Source organism: Allomesorhizobium aridi (assembly GCF_043769475.1).
Taxonomy (GTDB): domain Bacteria; phylum Pseudomonadota; class Alphaproteobacteria; order Rhizobiales; family Rhizobiaceae; genus Allomesorhizobium.
The window spans coordinates 5023264-5037626 of sequence record NZ_CP171729.1 but is presented as its reverse complement, the minus strand read 5'-3'; the positions used below and the strand labels follow the sequence as shown (position 1 = coordinate 5037626).

Here is a 14363-nt window from a genome sequence, read left to right as displayed (position 1 = left end):
GTCACATCTGGTCGTTGTAGGGTCGCTTGGTTTCGCCGACGAGCCGCGCCAGTTCGGAAAACTGCGGAATCTCACCCTCTGCCTGGCTGTTGTTCGCGATCTGGAGCAGGCGGATGGGAAAGCAGACGGCGTCCCGGTTCGCGGGGCGAAGATCTTCGGTAAGCCTGTCCTCGCCGACAGCATTGGCCTCGGCGCGGCGAAGCGCCGTGTCGATTTCCTCGACGGTGAGCAGTCCCTTGCGCACCAACGCGCTGTTGATGGATGCGATGGCCAGATAGAGGCCTTCCAGCTGCAGGTTTGCCGTGTTCATGGTCATGCTCCAGGGTCGGGAATCCTTCGCCGGCGCCGCCGGCCTTTCTGAAACAAGGCACCGCGAGGAAGGTTCCGCGCCCGCGTCCGGCTGGAACAATTCGGCGCTCCGCCTGTTTCCGACAGGCGAGCGCAAAGGACTCGGCTTATGAAGAGCGCCATCCCTGCCATTGTGCTTCTGGCGATGCTTACGGCCTGCGGCGAACCCGATCCGAATGCGCCCGGGTCAGAGGAGCCGGTGCCGGCTCCTGAAGTCGACGCCGACCCGACGCCGCAGACCGGGAGAGGCGGGCCGTCGCAGACGACATCTCCCGACGCGACCACCAACAGCGCCCCGGCTGCCGACTGAGCGGCCGGATCACTTCGTCCCGCTAACTGAGCACGACCCATGCGGGCGCGTGGTCGCTCGCGCCGTCCCGCCCGCGAACCGCTTTGTCGACGCCGGCATCGGCCAGCCGGGCGGCAAGATCGGCGCTCAGGAGCAGGTGATCAAGCCTCAGGCCGGCGTCCCGCGACCATCGGTCCCGCTTGTAGTCCCAGAACGTGTAGACCGGACCTGACGGATGGCGCGCGCGGATCGCGTCGGTCCAGCCCTGATCGACGATTGCGTGAAAAGAGGCGCGGCTTTGGGGCTGAACCAGCGCGTTGTTGTTGTAGGAAGTGGTCGCATAGATGTCGGCATCTGTCGGGACGACGTTGAAGTCTCCAGCCAGGACGACCGGCAGTCCGGATTCCCAGAGCTCGCGGGTTCTGGCCTTCAGCCGCTCCATCCACGCGAGTTTGTAATCGAAGCGGGGACCAGGCTGCGGATTGCCGTTGGGCGCGTAGAGCGAGGTGACGATCACGCCCTTGACCGCCGCCTCGACATAGCGGCTTTCGCCGTCGTCATCGTCTCCCGCGAGACCGCGCGACGTCTCGATCGGTTCGGCGCCACGCGCCAGTATCGCGACGCCATGCCAGGATTTCTGGCCATGCCAGATCGCGCCGTATCCGGCGCGGGCGAGAGCCTTCGCGGGAAATGACCGATCGGCGCATTTCAGCTCCTGCAGGGCGACGATGTCCGGCTGCGCCTCGTCGAGCCATTCGACAAGGCGCGGCAGCCGGCCGTTGACGCCGTTTATGTTGAAGGTCGCGATCTTCATCCCGCGCTGACGGCGTCAGGCGGATTTGCGCTTGGGCTCGGCCTTGGCGGTTTTCTGCCTGGCCGGCGCCTTGACGCCCTCCTTCTCCAGGCTCTTGCGCAGGATGTCGGCGAGATTGATGACGTTTTCCTTGGGCGCGGGCGCTGCCTTGGGCGGCTTCTTGCCGGCGCGCTTGGCGTTGATCAGTTCGATCAGGGCGTTCTCGTAGCGATCCTCGAATTTCGACGGATCGAATTTCGTCACCTTCTTCTCGATGATCAGCGAAGCGATCTCCGCCATCTCCGGGTCGACCTTGCTGGTCTTGATGCCATCGAACACCGTATCGGCGGCGATGACCTCGTCGCGATTGCGCAGCGTCGTCATGATCATCCCGTCCTCGTAAGGTTCGATAATCACTGGACGCTCGCGCTGGTAAAGCACGATGCTGGCGGTGCCGACCCGCTTCTTCCGCTTCATCGCCTCGCGGACGACGGCGTAGGCTTCCACCGAAGCCTTGTCTGCCGGGTAGAGGTAGTAGGGTTTCTCGAGATAGAGCGACTGGACCGCGTTCTCGTCCACGAAACCCTGAATTTCGAGCGTGTGCTCGGAGGTGACCTTGAGGCTCTTGATCTCTTCCGGCTCGATAAGGACGAAGTCGCCATTGTCGAGTTCATAGCCCTTGAGCTGGTCTTCCCTTTCGACCGGCTCGCCGGTTTCCTCGTCGACGTAGCGGGCCTTCACCGGCAATCTGGATTTGCGGTTAAGGGTACGAAAATGCACTTTTTCGGATTCGCTGGTCGCCCCCGTGAGCTTGACCCCGCAAGTCACGGTGTCAAGTTTGAGGAAACCCTTCCACACAGCCCGTGCTACCATCGCACATCTCCACGGCGCCAAACCCGGCACTATACTCGCAGAGGCGAACGGCCGAAAGCCTCGAATCGTTCCGGCGCACGGGCGGCTTCAAGGATGGTTTGCAGGTTATGACCGGTTCCGGTTCTCGTTGTCGTAGAGCCGGCGCGTGGCGGCGTCGCGCTCGCGTTTCTCGCGCGGCGAGAGCCGGCGGCGAGCAAGCAGGGCATAGGCGATCACAGCCGCCAGCACGACGGGACCGAGCACCGTGGCAAACATCCAGATCGGTTGCGATTCGAACATCGTCGTCTCCTTCACAACCAAACTTGCTGGGGGTCGGTTTCGTTCCGTAGCGGCGCCCGAAGGCTGCCGGAGACGGCGCGGCGCTATCGCCGGCTCGCACCGCTCGACTGGTGCTGCATACGCCTGCGCCGGTCGAGCAGGTTCAGCAGGTCGGCGAGATCGGTCGCCTCGTCGCTTTCGATGTCGACCAGTGCCTGTCTGCACCAGTGCGCCGGCAGGCCGGTAAACTGGTCGATGACATCGGCGGACAACTGGCTTCGCACTACGGCTCTATATCTCCTGGGCATGGCCTCAAATCCTGGCTTTGCGGGCCCAACGGAAGACTGGGGCAAATTGTTCCGGGTTTTCGAGGCCTAACGTCGAACCCTTCCCCTACCCGGGGAAGGGTTCCGACTGGCGCTTCAGCGCACAGGCATCGTGGCGGCTCCGGGCACGAACTGTCCGCTCTGCCTCACCCGGATATTGTTTTGCACATGCATGACGCCCGACACGGATTCTGCCAGATCCTCGGCGCGGCGCTTGTCGATGCGGCTGTTGACGGTGCCCGAAAGCGTCACCTCGCGGTCGTTCACATCCACCTCGATATCGGTCGCGTCGAGGCTGCCATCGTCGGTCAGGCGGTCGTTTACGTCTTCTCTTATGCGTTCATCGGACCGGATGTATCCCTTGGGGCCATGCCCGCGAAACTGATCCATCTCCCTGCGGCGCTCGGCTTCGCGGTCGCCGAACCAGGACGAAACCTCGTCCGTCGCTTTGTCCCAGAAGTCCCTGTCGCCTTGCCGGTAGCCGTAGCCGCCGCGCTCGCCCCGATAGAAGCTGTCGGCGCCGCCATAAGGAGCTGAACGGCGCGGGCCGCCGGCCAGTCCTCTCGCCAAGCGTTCGCTGCCGGAACGCCACTCGTCGGCGCCTTGCGGTCGGGCGTATTCGCCCTGGCCGTACGGACTGCCTGTGGCGTAGCCGCCTCCGGAAAACTGCTCGCCGCGCTGTTGGCCGTAATCCTGATAGCCGCCCATGCCCGGCCGGCGCCCTCGTTCATACGGGCCGCCATATCTCGGATCGTCGGTTTCGTATTCGTTGTCATAGCCGCCTTCGCCGCGCCTTCCTCTGCCGTTTGCCATTTTATTCTCCCTTGTGTGAATCCCACTTTGTTTGATCCCGCCTCCCCCTAGAACTGAACCGCAATCGACAGGTTCCAGCATTTCATCCACGCCGCCGCCCACGCGCGCGGTTGAGCAATTCTTGGTCGACAATGCCGACGCCAAGTCGACGCTCGAGGGCTGCGCCAGCGATAAGAACCACTATTACGGCGCTTCCGCCCGGAGAACTGCTTGCCGCGTTCTCCAACATCGCGCAGTCGCTCAACCGGGTCCAGCTGACCCGCTGGGCGCAGCGTCCTAGGCCTTCTGCAGGGTACGAACAACGACGTTCCGATGCTGGAACCTATACGGCGGCAAGACTGTTGATTGTGCGGGTCCGTGGAGGGTCTGAACAGTGCCGCCGAAAGAGATGGATGCCGTCCTTGAGCATTTGCCGCTCAGGATCGGGGCGTATGTCCCGGACGATCTTCTGGAAGACTGGTTCGCGCCGGGCACCGGCATGAAGCCCCCTAGCGCTCAGGCGCTGAATGCCGCCAAGGCTTATGGGTGGCGATTCGAATGCGAATTCAAATATTATCCGGAGCGCATGGAAGGCGTGTTCTGGAAATGGGTTCCGGCAATCTGAAGCCGGCTCGTCCGTACAATGTTGGTCGACAAAGAGTTCCGTCGGGCAGCCGTCCGCGCGATCAGGCAATGGGCTGCGCTTGGCCCTCCCGGAACCAAAAAGCAGCAACTTGGTTTCTGTCTCTGACAAGGAGCGCGTTGTTGAACGAAATCGAAATTGCCCAACCGCCCATCCGAGACGACGGACTCCAGATTGAAGAAGACCGAAAGTTCCAGGAACGTTTCTGGACGATCGAACGCTGGGCGTGGCTGGTTTTCGGGCTGATCCTCCTTTTTGCGCTGACGGGCCTGATGGGCGGCGGCGGCCTCCTTTCCCATTCTACGGTCGATCTGGAGGCTGGCCAGGTCGATTATCCGCGCGTCGCCCGTTGGGAATCCGCCGACGAGATCACGGTGGCATTCGCTTCCTCCAGCCCGGAACATCGGCTGACGATTTCGCCGCAATTTTCGAAATACTTCCAGATAGAGGACATCCAGCCACTGCCCGACCGCTCGCTCACAAGTTCCGCGGGCGAGACCGTGGTGTTCAAGAGCGAGGATGGGCCGCCCTCGCAAGTCGTTCTGCACCTTCGGGCCCAGCGGCCTGGCCTCGCCCGATATGACGTATCGCTCGATGGAGGCAGCCCGGTAAGTGCGACAACGGTCGTCCTGCCATAGGAGGCAGCCATGGAATCGATCCTGCGAGGGATTGCCATCTACACAATTCTCCTCGTCATCCTCCGGCTTTCGGGGCGCAGGACGCTTGCGCAGATGACCGCCTTCGATTTCGTGCTGCTGCTGATCATCGCCGAGACGACGCAGCAGGCGCTGCTGGGCGACGACTTTTCCATCGCCAATGCGGTGCTGCTCATCCTGACGCTGTTCGTCACCGACATCGTGCTGTCTTATGTGAAGGAATGGATGCCAAGCGCCGGCAAGTGGATAGACGGCGTTCCAACAGTCTTGATCAGCCTCGGGAAACCCGATCAGCGGGCGATGCAGCGCGCGCGGGTTGCGATGGAGGACATTCTGGACGCCGCCCGCGAGCAGCACGGGCTGGAGCGCCTCGATCAGATCAAATTCGCGGTGCTGGAGGTAGGCGGCCACCTCAGCATCGTTCCGGCCGAAAAGATAAGCCTTCCGCGCGCTTCTCGGCGAACTGCCGCTCAATGAACGGCGGTGCCGCTGCGCGGCCGTATAAACAGCTTGGCCATTGCAGAAAGCGTTGCGGCCCTCGGCACGTCCAGGCGGCGGTTCACACGACGGCTTCGTCGGAGCGGATGGCGGTGGCGGACACATCCGGCGTGAGCACCGCGTCGCGCGGCGATGTCTCGCCCAACGTCTCGAGAAGCCGGTTGCGTGCGCGGCTCAGCCGGCTCTTGATGGTCCCGATGGCGCAGCCGCATATATGGGCGGCGTCGTCATAGCTGGTGCCCAGGACCCCGATCAGCACGATGACTTGCCGCTGGTCGTCCGGAAGCGCCTCTATGGCGCGCGCCATTTCCTGGCTACGCAACGACCATTCCTGGCTCGCCGCCGTCGCGGGCCGGCCCGAAGCGCAGTCCAGCAGGCCGGGACCTTCGCGGTTCGCCATCTTGATGCGCGTGTAGAAGGTGTTGCGCATGATGGTGAACAGCCACGACTTCATGTTGGTGCCGGATTGGAAACGCTCGATATTGGCGATGCCCTTCATCAGCGTCTCCTGCACCAGGTCGTCGGCATCGTTGGTGTCGGCGCAAAATGTGCGGGCAAAGGCGCGCAGTGCGGGGATGAGGGTCACCACCTCACCGCCGTGGGCGCGTCGACCTTTCCTTTGGGTTGTAACCCCAGCTGGAGTATCGGCGCGACTCATAACCGATTCCTCTTGGATTGCGGGAGTGGCTTAGGATAACTCGCCGGACCAACGCGGGCGTTGAGAGAGGGGTTCCTCCTGGAGGCCGTAAAGTACGGTTGCAGACAGTTTGGAAGCGGCCTATCGGACGCTCGGCGCTCGCCGTGGTGACAATGAGAGGATTTGTGTGATTTGGAGCTGATATCTTGAAAGCCGACGTGACATTTTCGGCCGCCTTCTACGCTCGCGACCCCGTCGCCGTGGCGCGCGACCTGATCGGCAAGCAGTTCACCGTCGAAGGCGTCGGCGGCCTCATAGTCGAGACCGAGGCCTACAGTCCGGACGATCCCGCCTCGCACAGCTATCGCGGCCTCAAGCACGCCAATGCCAGCATGTTCGGGCCTCCGGCTCATGCCTATGTGTACCGGTCCTACGGCATCCACTGGTGCCTGAATTTCGTGTGCCTGCCAGGCAGCGCGGTGCTTATCAGGGCCATCCAGCCAATATTCGGCGTCGAAACCATGCAAGACAGGCGTGGGTCGGCCGATCTCCGGAACCTATGTTCCGGGCCAGGCCGCCTCTGCACTGCCCTGGCGGTCGACAAGAGCCACGACGGGCGCATCCTGACGGCGGCGCCATTCCGGCTTGCCGACGCGCCGGCGGCCGTCGACATCGCCGTTGGAAGGCGAATTGGCATCACCAAGGGCATGGATGCGCCCTGGCGCTTCGGCCTGGCCGGCTCGCCGTTCCTGAGCCGCCGCTTCGACTAAATTCAAAATGCGGATACTGGCCAAAACTTCCGCCATCCCGGCAACAAACTGCTGTAATCGCGGTTCGGATGTCTGAACATCGATCGACGCGGCTATCCCGGGGATTCCGGAGCATGAAATCGAGCAATGCCAGCCAATCGGACAACCGGCATTCTGACCGATTGCAGCGGCTGGATCGCGAGATCGGCGAAATCCTCACGCGGATCGAGCAGGAGGAGATCCCACAAAAGCTGATGAGGCTCGCCGAGCAATTGCAGGCGGCGCTCAAGCGGAAGCGCGACGTTTCTGCTGAAGAATAAGTCCTGCCCGATCAGTTGCCTTGGTCGTGCATGAGGAGCAGCCCGATCGTCGATGCGAGGACCAGAAAACTCACGTCCAGAACCGCCATTCCGAGCGAACCGGCCACGAGCATGCTAGCGGTCGCCAACATTGCCGCCTCCGGACTTGGAACGGCCCTGGGTCCGTTTCGTTTTCCCCGCCGGCGCGGGCACTGGTTCGAAATCCGATGGAATACTCTGGTACATCTCCTTGCCGATCCGGTAGGCCGCCACGCCGATAAGCCCGAGAAGCAATAATCTCAACATCAGCTTCCTCCATAGCCCGCCCGTCCGGTGAACGCCGATCGCCACAAGGAGTTCCAGCGCGTGGCTGACCGTCGGATATCCGACGGGCCAACGGTGAGCGGGAGCGAACGAAGTTGGCGCGGCGGCCGGCGCCCGCCGGAACACCATGATTTACATATCCGTTGCATTCGTGATTAGTTTGCGTGTTGCGGGGAGGGCATGCGGAGAGCCATCGAGTGAAATTTAGCACGCTATCCTTGCGCCAGCGCCTGTATTTGCTGACGGCGGTGGCGCTGGCCCCCGCGCTGGTAATCCTCCTTTACAATGAGGTGGTCACGCGGGGCGAGCGCGAGATCGAGGTGCATCGTTCCGCCATGCGGGTCGGCGAACTGGCGTCTCTGGAGATGCAGCGGATCATGGACGGCGCCGAGGGCATGCTGCGCGTCGTGGCCCGCTCCCCTTCGGTCCGCGAGTTCGACACAGGCTCGTGTGAGTCGTTTCTCGCGGATTTGACGACCCAGACGCCGCAGTTCCTGTCGGTTTCGGCCGTGGATTCGCAAGGGCTCATCCGTTGCCGCTCGACCGCGCCCGGGACCGAGATCCGCCTGAGCGAACGGGAATATTTCCGCGACGTGATGGCCACCGGCAAATTCATCATCGGCACCTACCAGCTCGGAGATTTGAGCCGAGAGCCGACCTTGCCGCTGGCGGTTCCCATCTTCAGCCGGTCCGGGACCATCAAGGGCGTGCTGGTCGCGGGGCTGAGCCTGAAATGGCTGAACAGCCGGATAGCCGACCGCCGGTTTCCAGACAATGACGCCCTCACGCTGGCGGACCGCTACGGCGTCATCATCGCTCGGCACCCTTATCCCGAGCGATACGTCGGGACGCGCATTCCGGACGAATACCTGCATCTGCTGACCGCGGACGGGCCGGGAACGGCTCGAGGTCACGAGTCAGGACGGCACGCGGCGCATCATCGGCTACCGTCCCGTCGCGACGCCGCCCGACGGCATCTACATCAGCGCCGGCGTTTCGTACGACGACGCCATGCGGCCCGTATATCAGGCGACGGTGCGTGGCCTAGTCATTGCGGGGCTTGGCGCCGCGATCGCGCTTGCGCTTGCCGTGTTCACCGGCAACCGGCTGGTGCGCCGGCCTGTGAACCGCGTGCTTGCGACAATCGATGCGTGGCGGGCCGGCGATACCACCGCCCGTACAGGCATGTCGCCCGACAGCGGCGAACTGTCGGAAGTGGGCGCGGCGATCGACGACTTCATGGACGAGCTGCTCGAAGGCCGTTCGGCGCGTGAAAAGGCCGAAGAACACCGCGATATACTGGCCAGGGAACTGGAGCACCGGATCAAGAACATTCTGGCGACCGTGCAGGCAGTGGCGTCGCAGACGTTTCGGGACGAAGCGGCAAGCAAGTCCCTGGCCGTGTTCAGCGGCCGCCTGAGCGCCATGGCCAGCGCCCACCAGCATCTGATGGCGGGCAACTGGACAAGCGCCGATCTGGAAGAGACGATCGTCACGACGCTGCAACCGTTTCGCAAGGAGCAGTTCGAGATCGACGGGCCGCCCTTGCGCATAGGCGAAAAGGCGGCGCTCGCCCTATCCATGGCGGTGCACGAACTGGCCACCAACGCCGCCAAATACGGAGCGCTGCAAGACGATGCCGGCTGCGTCCGCATCAAGTGGGAAATCGCCGGCGACACGTTCTTTTGGCGTTGGACCGAGCATGAGGGCCCCCGGTGCGGCAGCCCACCCAGACCGGGTTCGGCACGCGCATGATCGAGCGCATGCTTTCGTCCGAACTGGCCGGCAAGGTCGAGCTCAACTACAAGCCGGCCGGCGTCGAGTGCCTGATCGAGGCGCCGCTCTCCAGGCTTGTGGCGCGCAAGGAAAGCCGCTCAAGCCCTGTCGCGGCCGAAACCGCCTGATCGCAACGCATGCCGCGGTTAGCCGCGCCATCCTCGTATTCAAAGGAACATTCCCGACGGCTCCTTGTTGGAAGAACTGACGAGACGCGCCGGCGTCGCCATATCGAAAACTCCTCCTAGCGCCGGTGCGGCTCGTCGCCCGAACCGGAGCACGCCGCCTGAATGAGAACCCGGCACAGCGCAGGTCCGTCCACGGACGTCGAGGCGGCAATCGAGGCCTTCTTCGCCGCCACCAAGGGGGGACAGTGGTCAGTGTCGGTTGCCGACGGAGTGCGCCACGTACGCGCTCATATCGGCCGGGTTGCGATCTCGGAGGTTGAACTCGCCGAAATGATCAAACGTTATGCGGCAGAGCACGGACTCGAGATCCACCCCGACACGAAGACCACGAAACGGCGACGCCCCCGGTGAGGCGGCTGGTTGAGCGCTTCATGGCCAAGCGGCCGATATCTGGTCCTTCGATGTCCCGGTCAGAACTCGTTGGGGGTTGGAACCTCGCTGCGCTCGGCGCCTGCATCGAACGAAACCGACAATCCGCGCTGGATTGCGGCGCTAGCGACCATATCCGCCAGTTCCCGATCCGTGGACGGGCACCGCGGCAACAGCGTTCGTATGGCGCGGATGGCGAGCCCGGTTGACAGCACCGGCGAGCGGCGCCGCGACAGCACATAGGCTTCCGCTGCTTCCTGCGGCGACCTGATAGAGATCGAAACGAGACTCATTTCACACCTCCCTGTTCTGCCTGATCTTGTGCCTGGCAAGAACGATAAATTTGTCAGGCTGCGCGGCCCTTGTCGACGCAAAAATGACCCTCTGTACGGTGGGAAACATTGTCTTCCGGCAACCGCGGAGCGGCTTCTCCGGCAGGGTGCTAACCGATCTCGCCGACCAGACGCAGATACTCGGCTTCGGGCTCGCTGTAGGCGCCGTCCGTGAGTTCGATGAGCCCCTCGCGATCACGCAAAAGGATCTCGCCGCGGTTGGCGCGGATGAAGCCCTTGCCTTCCAATATCTGCAACGCCACCGTCACGCCCGGCCGCCTCACGCCCAGCATGACGGAAAGGAATTCATGCGTGATGGTCAGCTTTTCGCCCATCACGCGGTCGTCGCACATCAGCAGCCAGCGCGCGAGGCGTTCTTCGAGCTTCGAGCGCGCATTGACGAGAGCCGTGTAGCCAGTCTGGATGTGCAGCGCCTGCACATACCGGAGCAGGAAAGGCCTGAGCGTCGGGCTTTGCGACAGCGCCGACAGCAGCGCGCGGGTCGGCAGCCGGTAAGCCGCGCCGGCCAGTTGGACATAGCACTCGTGCGTTGGAAAATCATCGCCGAGCACCACGCCGGCGCCAGTCATGCCTTCGAATCCGATCAGCCCGACTTCGGTATCGCGCCCTTTCGGGGTCTTGGCCACCACCGACCCTATGCCTTCCTCCAGGAAGTAGACGTATTCGATTGGAGCCTTGCGCTCTTCCAGCACCATTCGCAGCGGAAGATCGCAGAAGACAAGCTCATGCTCGATCAACGCAAGATCTTTTGGGCTGAGACGCCGAAGAAGTCCGTTTCGGTATATCGGTTTGCGGGCGTTATGCATCGGCGGACCCCGGAGGGTGCAAAAGTCCGTCAAATTCCAAGCCGCCCGCGCCCAACAAAACGTGCAAACGATCCATTTATTCTATGCTCGAACTTGGTTGGCGGCGCTCAAGGCGCGTCCCGCTTACGCCGCTTTTGAGAACGGGTAGACGAACACCACGTTTTTGGTTTCGTCGCAGACCTCGAAGCTGCAGCCGGCCAGCACCGGCTGGCGGCCCAGAAGTTCCTCGGCGAGTATCTCCCTGGCGGAGACCATGGCGTTCTCTTCCACCGCGGCGATATCCGGAAGCAGTTCGCCCTCGTAGTCCTCGCTCAATTGGTCCCCGCTCCGAAAATGAAAAAAATAGCGCGGCATGAAATCGCCCCCCACAAGCGGAGCCAGAGGTTTAATGCCGGGGCAGCGGAAACGTTAGTGTCGAAAACGTACCAACAGCCCGGTTGTACGAAACCGACATTCGAAAATCTGGTCAGAAGCCGGCTTCCGGAAAGAGCCGCCGGTACTGCGCTTCGGGAATGCCGTAGCTGGTGGAGACAAGCGCCTCCAGTCCGGCGCGATCCCGAATTTGAATGCGCGCCCGCGTCGATCGGATCAGATGCTTGCCCTCCAGCATGTGCAGGGCCACGGTGACGCCGGTCCGCCTGACCCCCAGCATCGCCGCAAGAAATTCGTGCGTCAGGCCGAACTCGTCCCGCCCCACGCGGTCGTGCACCATCAGGAGCCAGCGCGCCAGGCGCTTTTCGAGTGTCAGGTGCGAATTGGCGAGCGCCGTCTGGGACGTCTGCACCAGAAGCACCTGGATGTAGCGCAGCAAGTGCGCCTGGAGAGTCGGACTTTTCTCAAGGAGCGATCTCAGGGCGGCGGAGCCGATGCGCCAGGCCGCCCCCGCTATCTGGACGCGGCAATCGTTCAGCGCCGTATCGTCATTCAGAAGGATGGCCGTGCCGGTCATGCCTTCCCGGCCGACAACACTCGCCTCGATAGCCTTATCGTCGCGCAGCCTCGCGATGACCGATATCAGGCAATCCTCGGGGAAATAGGCATAGGAGACGGGCGCATCGACGGTTTCGACGGGAGCCCGCGCCTGCAGGGAGACCCGTTCGAGGTGAGGCTTGATCAGGGCAAGGTCCTGCGCGCCTATTATGCTGAGCAGCAGATTGCGCGGGCGCACGCCCAGTTTCATCGAGGCAAGCTTCTGGCGCGGTGAACCTTCCGCTTTGCGGTCGACAGCTACGGCCGTTGGGGCCTGTAAAGACTGTACGTATTTTGCCTTTGGCTGGATCAGGTCGTTTCGGCCTCTTTGGAACATTTTCAGCGACCCGGCTGTTCGGCAGTGCACCGGAGGCGTGCATGCCCCTTTACTATTTTCACTACCGGGCGGACGGAAAGCTCACCAGGGATACCGAAGGCATTGAACTCGCCGACGAGAAGGAGGCTGTCAGGAAGGCCATGCTGGCGGCCAAGGAAGTGATCGCCCACGCGCTGCTCAGAGGCGAGCCGGTGATACGGGAAGCGGAATTCGACATTACCGACAGCGATGGTCACCACCTGTGCAGCTTTCCGTTTTCAGTGGCCGCCGACTATCCGATCTCGGCCGTCGTCTGATGGAAGGGACGGCTGACAACGCCCTGATTGCCGCCTAGTTCCGTCTCGCACATTTCGCCCCGCCGGCCAGCCGGCCGTATGCGCTCGGAACCAGTACGGCGATGTGAAGTTTCTCCGCCCAGAGGAGGAGCAAAAATGCGTTACAGGTCTGGCGGATGCAGTTGCGGTTCGGTCCGCTACAAGGTGGCTGGAGAGCCGCTGCGTGTCGGGATATGCCACTGCACGAGTTGCCGCAAGGAATCCGGAAGCGTTTTCACCGCCTTCGCCGTCTGGCCGGAATCGGCGTTCGAGACGAGCGGCCAGACCATAGAGTGGGAACGCCGGCGCTTCTGCCCCAAATGCGGCTCCAGGTTGTTCGAAGTCGATGGCGGGGAGGCCGAAATCAAGATCGGCACGCTCGACACCGCGCCGACCGACCTCCTGCCGCACTACGAATTGTGGGCGCACCGGCGCGAGCCGTGGCTGAAGCCGATCGATCGCCCCGCCGCCGCGCCCGCTGAATAGGGGACTGCGCTGCACGCACTGCTAACGCGATCGTCCGGAGTGCGAAGCCGGTTGCCGCGTTTTCAATTTGCCCTTGGCCTTGGCCGCCCGCTCGCAGCGCGCCCGGAACTCCTCCACTTCTTCTTCCGTCAGGTGCTCGATGCCAATGAACTTGTTGGAAGCCGCGCCGACCCGGATAAGTTCGTCGAGCTTGGTCTGAAGGGCCGCGCCGTCGCGGTTCTGCGTGTTCTGGATCAGAAACACCATCAGAAAGGTGACGATCGTCGTGCCGGTGTTGATGATGAGCTGCCATGTGTCGGAGAAGCCAAACACAGGCCCGCTCAAAGCCCATGCAACGACGATGGCGCAACAGGCGATGAATGTCGCCGGCATGCCGGTAGCGTGCGCCACCGTGTTGGCGATCCGGGTGAACGTGCCGTTCAATGTCATGCCTGAGCCTCTTGACCGGGAGGCGACATGATGCCCCTCACCTTCGAGACCCAGAACGTGTGCGGGCCAGCCGGGTTCCAGGCCCTGCGATGCCCGATTGTCGCGCCGTGTGGAGCGGCCGCTACCCGCGTCTGCGCAGGTAATTGTCAGCGATGGCGATAAGCCGCTCGCGGCCGAAGCTTGGTCCGTGGCCGCCATGCGCTATGCGGACCGGCAGTTCCTTCAGCCGTTCCATGGTGCGGCAGTAGGCCGCCCGGTCCGAGCCCGGCAGGTCGTCGATCAGTTCGTCGTCGTAGATGGCATCGCCGCTGAACAGCACCCCGTTGGCCTCGTCGAACAACCCGATGGAGTCCGGCGAATGCCCCGGCAGGTGAAGTACTGCAAAGCGCCGGTCGCCGATATCGACCATGGCGCCCTCGTCGAGAATGCTGGTCAGCGCGGCGGGCTCGATCCTGTAGTCTTCGGCGCTCCAGCCGGGCGCGGGCAAGGCCGAAACCGGCGCTTCGAGTTCGCGGAACATATGCGCCAGCGTCCATTCGTCGGACATGGCCGCGAACCCCGCTGCCGAAACGCGCGGACCCGCCCTGTCTGCGAATTCGTGGAGCGAGCCGACGTGGTCGACGTGGATGTGCGTGGCGATTGCAAGCAGCGGCCTTCCCGGCTCGATGTCGAGTTCGGGCCGGAGCGGCCGCAATCCCATGCCGGTGTCGATCACCAGGTCCATGTCGGCGCCGCGCACGTGCCAAATATTGGCGCGAATGTAGGCATGCGCGTGCGGCTCCGTCAGCATGGTGACGCCGCCACCCATCTCGCGGCGCTCGAACCACCGGGCTGCGACCGGCAGGTCCATC

The 14363-nt window shown here is 63.1% G+C and carries 25 protein-coding genes and 1 pseudogene; 12 read left to right on the top strand and 14 right to left on the bottom strand.

Annotated features, from left to right (window positions below):
* Window position 1 precedes the first annotated feature (1 nt).
* A complete protein-coding gene (locus ACG873_RS26875; RefSeq protein WP_394888797.1) occupies window positions 2-310 on the bottom strand; it encodes a hypothetical protein in 309 nt (102 codons plus the stop codon).
* Between the two features lie 147 nt (window positions 311-457).
* Here ACG873_RS26875 and ACG873_RS26870 point away from each other — a divergent pair, with 147 nt between their 5' ends.
* Window positions 458-658, top strand: a complete 201-nt coding sequence (locus tag ACG873_RS26870; protein WP_394888796.1) for a hypothetical protein — start codon at window positions 458-460, stop codon at window positions 656-658.
* Window positions 659-680: 22 nt separating this feature from the next.
* On the opposite strand, the gene ACG873_RS26865 is transcribed toward ACG873_RS26870, so the two are convergent.
* The 5 genes from ACG873_RS26865 to ACG873_RS26845 all read right to left on the bottom strand — a co-directional run bounded on the left by ACG873_RS26865 (window position 681) and on the right by ACG873_RS26845 (window position 3700).
* On the bottom strand, window positions 681-1451 hold the full coding sequence (locus tag ACG873_RS26865; protein ID WP_394888795.1) for an exodeoxyribonuclease III: 771 nt from the start codon (window positions 1449-1451) through the stop codon (window positions 681-683).
* A 15-nt stretch (window positions 1452-1466) separates the two neighbouring features.
* Entirely contained in the window at window positions 1467-2303 is an 837-nt protein-coding gene (locus tag ACG873_RS26860; RefSeq protein ID WP_394888794.1) for a Ku protein, read from the bottom strand.
* 105 nt (window positions 2304-2408) lie between these two features.
* Window positions 2409-2582, bottom strand: a complete 174-nt coding sequence (locus tag ACG873_RS26855) for a hypothetical protein (RefSeq protein ID WP_394888793.1) — start codon at window positions 2580-2582, stop codon at window positions 2409-2411.
* Window positions 2583-2665: 83 nt separating this feature from the next.
* The gene (locus ACG873_RS26850) at window positions 2666-2845 is read right to left on the bottom strand and encodes a hypothetical protein (protein WP_394888792.1); all 180 of its coding nucleotides are present in this window, start codon (window positions 2843-2845) and stop codon (window positions 2666-2668) included.
* 138 nt (window positions 2846-2983) lie between these two features.
* Window positions 2984-3700, bottom strand: coding sequence for a BON domain-containing protein (locus ACG873_RS26845; protein ID WP_394888791.1), 717 nt, complete (start codon window positions 3698-3700; stop codon window positions 2984-2986).
* A gap of 388 nt (window positions 3701-4088) precedes the next feature.
* Here ACG873_RS26845 and ACG873_RS26840 point away from each other — a divergent pair, with 388 nt between their 5' ends.
* From ACG873_RS26840 to ACG873_RS26830, 3 genes are read left to right on the top strand one after another with little or no spacing between them, the layout of a single operon-like run.
* A complete protein-coding gene (locus ACG873_RS26840) occupies window positions 4089-4304 on the top strand; it encodes a hypothetical protein (RefSeq protein ID WP_394893720.1) in 216 nt (71 codons plus the stop codon).
* The gene (locus ACG873_RS26835) at window positions 4286-4960 is read left to right on the top strand and encodes a hypothetical protein (protein ID WP_394888790.1); all 675 of its coding nucleotides are present in this window, start codon (window positions 4286-4288) and stop codon (window positions 4958-4960) included. The genes ACG873_RS26840 and ACG873_RS26835 overlap by 19 nt, the downstream gene beginning before the upstream one ends.
* A gap of 9 nt (window positions 4961-4969) precedes the next feature.
* On the top strand, window positions 4970-5455 hold the full coding sequence (locus ACG873_RS26830) for a DUF421 domain-containing protein (protein ID WP_394888789.1): 486 nt from the start codon (window positions 4970-4972) through the stop codon (window positions 5453-5455).
* Window positions 5456-5537: 82 nt separating this feature from the next.
* Here the strand turns inward: ACG873_RS26830 and ACG873_RS26825 are convergent, their stop codons facing one another.
* Window positions 5538-6065, bottom strand: a complete 528-nt coding sequence (locus ACG873_RS26825; RefSeq protein WP_394888788.1) for a sigma-70 family RNA polymerase sigma factor — start codon at window positions 6063-6065, stop codon at window positions 5538-5540.
* Window positions 6066-6319: 254 nt separating this feature from the next.
* On the opposite strand from ACG873_RS26825, the gene ACG873_RS26820 reads away from it, so the two are divergent.
* Both ACG873_RS26820 and ACG873_RS26815 read left to right on the top strand, forming a co-directional pair.
* Window positions 6320-6883 carry a DNA-3-methyladenine glycosylase gene (locus tag ACG873_RS26820; protein WP_394888787.1) on the top strand — a complete coding sequence of 188 codons (564 nt, stop codon included), beginning with the start codon at window positions 6320-6322 and terminating at the stop codon, window positions 6881-6883.
* Between the two features lie 113 nt (window positions 6884-6996).
* Window positions 6997-7182: a hypothetical protein gene (locus tag ACG873_RS26815; RefSeq protein WP_394888786.1), complete on the top strand. Its 186-nt coding sequence runs from the start codon at window positions 6997-6999 to the stop codon at window positions 7180-7182.
* Window positions 7183-7296: 114 nt separating this feature from the next.
* On the opposite strand, the gene ACG873_RS26810 is transcribed toward ACG873_RS26815, so the two are convergent.
* Complete coding sequence (locus tag ACG873_RS26810; protein WP_394888785.1) at window positions 7297-7614, bottom strand: hypothetical protein; 318 nt, start codon at window positions 7612-7614, stop codon at window positions 7297-7299.
* 206 nt (window positions 7615-7820) lie between these two features.
* On the opposite strand from ACG873_RS26810, the pseudogene ACG873_RS26805 reads away from it, so the two are divergent.
* The 4 genes and pseudogenes from ACG873_RS26805 to ACG873_RS26790 form a co-directional block, all read left to right on the top strand.
* Window positions 7821-8279 (top strand): annotated as a pseudogene (locus ACG873_RS26805) (cache domain-containing protein); the annotation flags it as partial.
* Between the two features lie 217 nt (window positions 8280-8496).
* Window positions 8497-9240 carry a sensor histidine kinase gene (locus ACG873_RS26800; RefSeq protein ID WP_394888784.1) on the top strand — a complete coding sequence of 248 codons (744 nt, stop codon included), beginning with the start codon at window positions 8497-8499 and terminating at the stop codon, window positions 9238-9240.
* Entirely contained in the window at window positions 9201-9389 is a 189-nt protein-coding gene (locus tag ACG873_RS26795) for a hypothetical protein (protein ID WP_394888783.1), read from the top strand. The genes ACG873_RS26800 and ACG873_RS26795 overlap by 40 nt, the downstream gene beginning before the upstream one ends.
* A 162-nt stretch (window positions 9390-9551) precedes the next feature.
* A complete protein-coding gene (locus tag ACG873_RS26790) occupies window positions 9552-9800 on the top strand; it encodes a hypothetical protein (RefSeq protein WP_394888782.1) in 249 nt (82 codons plus the stop codon).
* A 59-nt stretch (window positions 9801-9859) separates the two neighbouring features.
* On the opposite strand, the gene ACG873_RS26785 is transcribed toward ACG873_RS26790, so the two are convergent.
* From ACG873_RS26785 to ACG873_RS26770, 4 genes are all read right to left on the bottom strand, one after another.
* Complete coding sequence (locus tag ACG873_RS26785) at window positions 9860-10111, bottom strand: hypothetical protein (RefSeq protein ID WP_394888781.1); 252 nt, start codon at window positions 10109-10111, stop codon at window positions 9860-9862.
* Between the two features lie 149 nt (window positions 10112-10260).
* Window positions 10261-10977: a Crp/Fnr family transcriptional regulator gene (locus ACG873_RS26780; RefSeq protein WP_394888780.1), complete on the bottom strand. Its 717-nt coding sequence runs from the start codon at window positions 10975-10977 to the stop codon at window positions 10261-10263.
* 123 nt (window positions 10978-11100) lie between these two features.
* Window positions 11101-11292, bottom strand: a complete 192-nt coding sequence (locus ACG873_RS26775; protein WP_394888779.1) for a DUF6894 family protein — start codon at window positions 11290-11292, stop codon at window positions 11101-11103.
* Between the two features lie 151 nt (window positions 11293-11443).
* Window positions 11444-12157: a Crp/Fnr family transcriptional regulator gene (locus ACG873_RS26770; RefSeq protein WP_394888778.1), complete on the bottom strand. Its 714-nt coding sequence runs from the start codon at window positions 12155-12157 to the stop codon at window positions 11444-11446.
* 167 nt (window positions 12158-12324) lie between these two features.
* Here ACG873_RS26770 and ACG873_RS26765 point away from each other — a divergent pair, with 167 nt between their 5' ends.
* Together ACG873_RS26765 and ACG873_RS26760 are read left to right on the top strand one after the other, a co-directional pair.
* Window positions 12325-12579, top strand: a complete 255-nt coding sequence (locus tag ACG873_RS26765) for a DUF6894 family protein (protein ID WP_394888777.1) — start codon at window positions 12325-12327, stop codon at window positions 12577-12579.
* Window positions 12580-12714: 135 nt separating this feature from the next.
* A complete protein-coding gene (locus ACG873_RS26760) occupies window positions 12715-13083 on the top strand; it encodes a GFA family protein (RefSeq protein WP_394888776.1) in 369 nt (122 codons plus the stop codon).
* 21 nt (window positions 13084-13104) lie between these two features.
* Here the strand turns inward: ACG873_RS26760 and ACG873_RS26755 are convergent, their stop codons facing one another.
* The gene (locus ACG873_RS26755; protein ID WP_394888775.1) at window positions 13105-13512 is read right to left on the bottom strand and encodes a low affinity iron permease family protein; all 408 of its coding nucleotides are present in this window, start codon (window positions 13510-13512) and stop codon (window positions 13105-13107) included.
* 121 nt (window positions 13513-13633) lie between these two features.
* Complete coding sequence (locus tag ACG873_RS26750) at window positions 13634-14362, bottom strand: MBL fold metallo-hydrolase (protein WP_394893719.1); 729 nt, start codon at window positions 14360-14362, stop codon at window positions 13634-13636.
* Window position 14363: the final 1 nt, after the last annotated feature.

Coding starts and splice junctions, on each gene's coding strand:
- ACG873_RS26810 (WP_394888785.1), bottom strand. CDS start 7,614: ATGGTGTTCCGGCGGGCGCCGGCCGCCGCGCCAACTTCGTTCGCTCCC.
- ACG873_RS26875 (WP_394888797.1), bottom strand. CDS start 310: ATGAACACGGCAAACCTGCAGCTGGAAGGCCTCTATCTGGCCATCGCA.
- ACG873_RS26815 (WP_394888786.1), top strand. CDS start 6,997: ATGAAATCGAGCAATGCCAGCCAATCGGACAACCGGCATTCTGACCGA.
- ACG873_RS26830 (WP_394888789.1), top strand. CDS start 4,970: ATGGAATCGATCCTGCGAGGGATTGCCATCTACACAATTCTCCTCGTC.
- ACG873_RS26755 (WP_394888775.1), bottom strand. CDS start 13,512: ATGACATTGAACGGCACGTTCACCCGGATCGCCAACACGGTGGCGCAC.
- ACG873_RS26870 (WP_394888796.1), top strand. CDS start 458: ATGAAGAGCGCCATCCCTGCCATTGTGCTTCTGGCGATGCTTACGGCC.
- ACG873_RS26770 (WP_394888778.1), bottom strand. CDS start 12,157: ATGAAACTGGGCGTGCGCCCGCGCAATCTGCTGCTCAGCATAATAGGC.
- ACG873_RS26760 (WP_394888776.1), top strand. CDS start 12,715: ATGCGTTACAGGTCTGGCGGATGCAGTTGCGGTTCGGTCCGCTACAAG.
- ACG873_RS26840 (WP_394893720.1), top strand. CDS start 4,089: ATGGATGCCGTCCTTGAGCATTTGCCGCTCAGGATCGGGGCGTATGTC.
- ACG873_RS26780 (WP_394888780.1), bottom strand. CDS start 10,977: ATGCATAACGCCCGCAAACCGATATACCGAAACGGACTTCTTCGGCGT.
- ACG873_RS26765 (WP_394888777.1), top strand. CDS start 12,325: ATGCCCCTTTACTATTTTCACTACCGGGCGGACGGAAAGCTCACCAGG.
- ACG873_RS26750 (WP_394893719.1), bottom strand. CDS start 14,362: ATGGACCTGCCGGTCGCAGCCCGGTGGTTCGAGCGCCGCGAGATGGGT.
- ACG873_RS26835 (WP_394888790.1), top strand. CDS start 4,286: ATGGGTTCCGGCAATCTGAAGCCGGCTCGTCCGTACAATGTTGGTCGA.
- ACG873_RS26860 (WP_394888794.1), bottom strand. CDS start 2,303: ATGGTAGCACGGGCTGTGTGGAAGGGTTTCCTCAAACTTGACACCGTG.
- ACG873_RS26800 (WP_394888784.1), top strand. CDS start 8,497: ATGCGGCCCGTATATCAGGCGACGGTGCGTGGCCTAGTCATTGCGGGG.
- ACG873_RS26845 (WP_394888791.1), bottom strand. CDS start 3,700: ATGGCAAACGGCAGAGGAAGGCGCGGCGAAGGCGGCTATGACAACGAA.
- ACG873_RS26790 (WP_394888782.1), top strand. CDS start 9,552: ATGAGAACCCGGCACAGCGCAGGTCCGTCCACGGACGTCGAGGCGGCA.
- ACG873_RS26785 (WP_394888781.1), bottom strand. CDS start 10,111: ATGAGTCTCGTTTCGATCTCTATCAGGTCGCCGCAGGAAGCAGCGGAA.
- ACG873_RS26865 (WP_394888795.1), bottom strand. CDS start 1,451: ATGAAGATCGCGACCTTCAACATAAACGGCGTCAACGGCCGGCTGCCG.
- ACG873_RS26855 (WP_394888793.1), bottom strand. CDS start 2,582: ATGTTCGAATCGCAACCGATCTGGATGTTTGCCACGGTGCTCGGTCCC.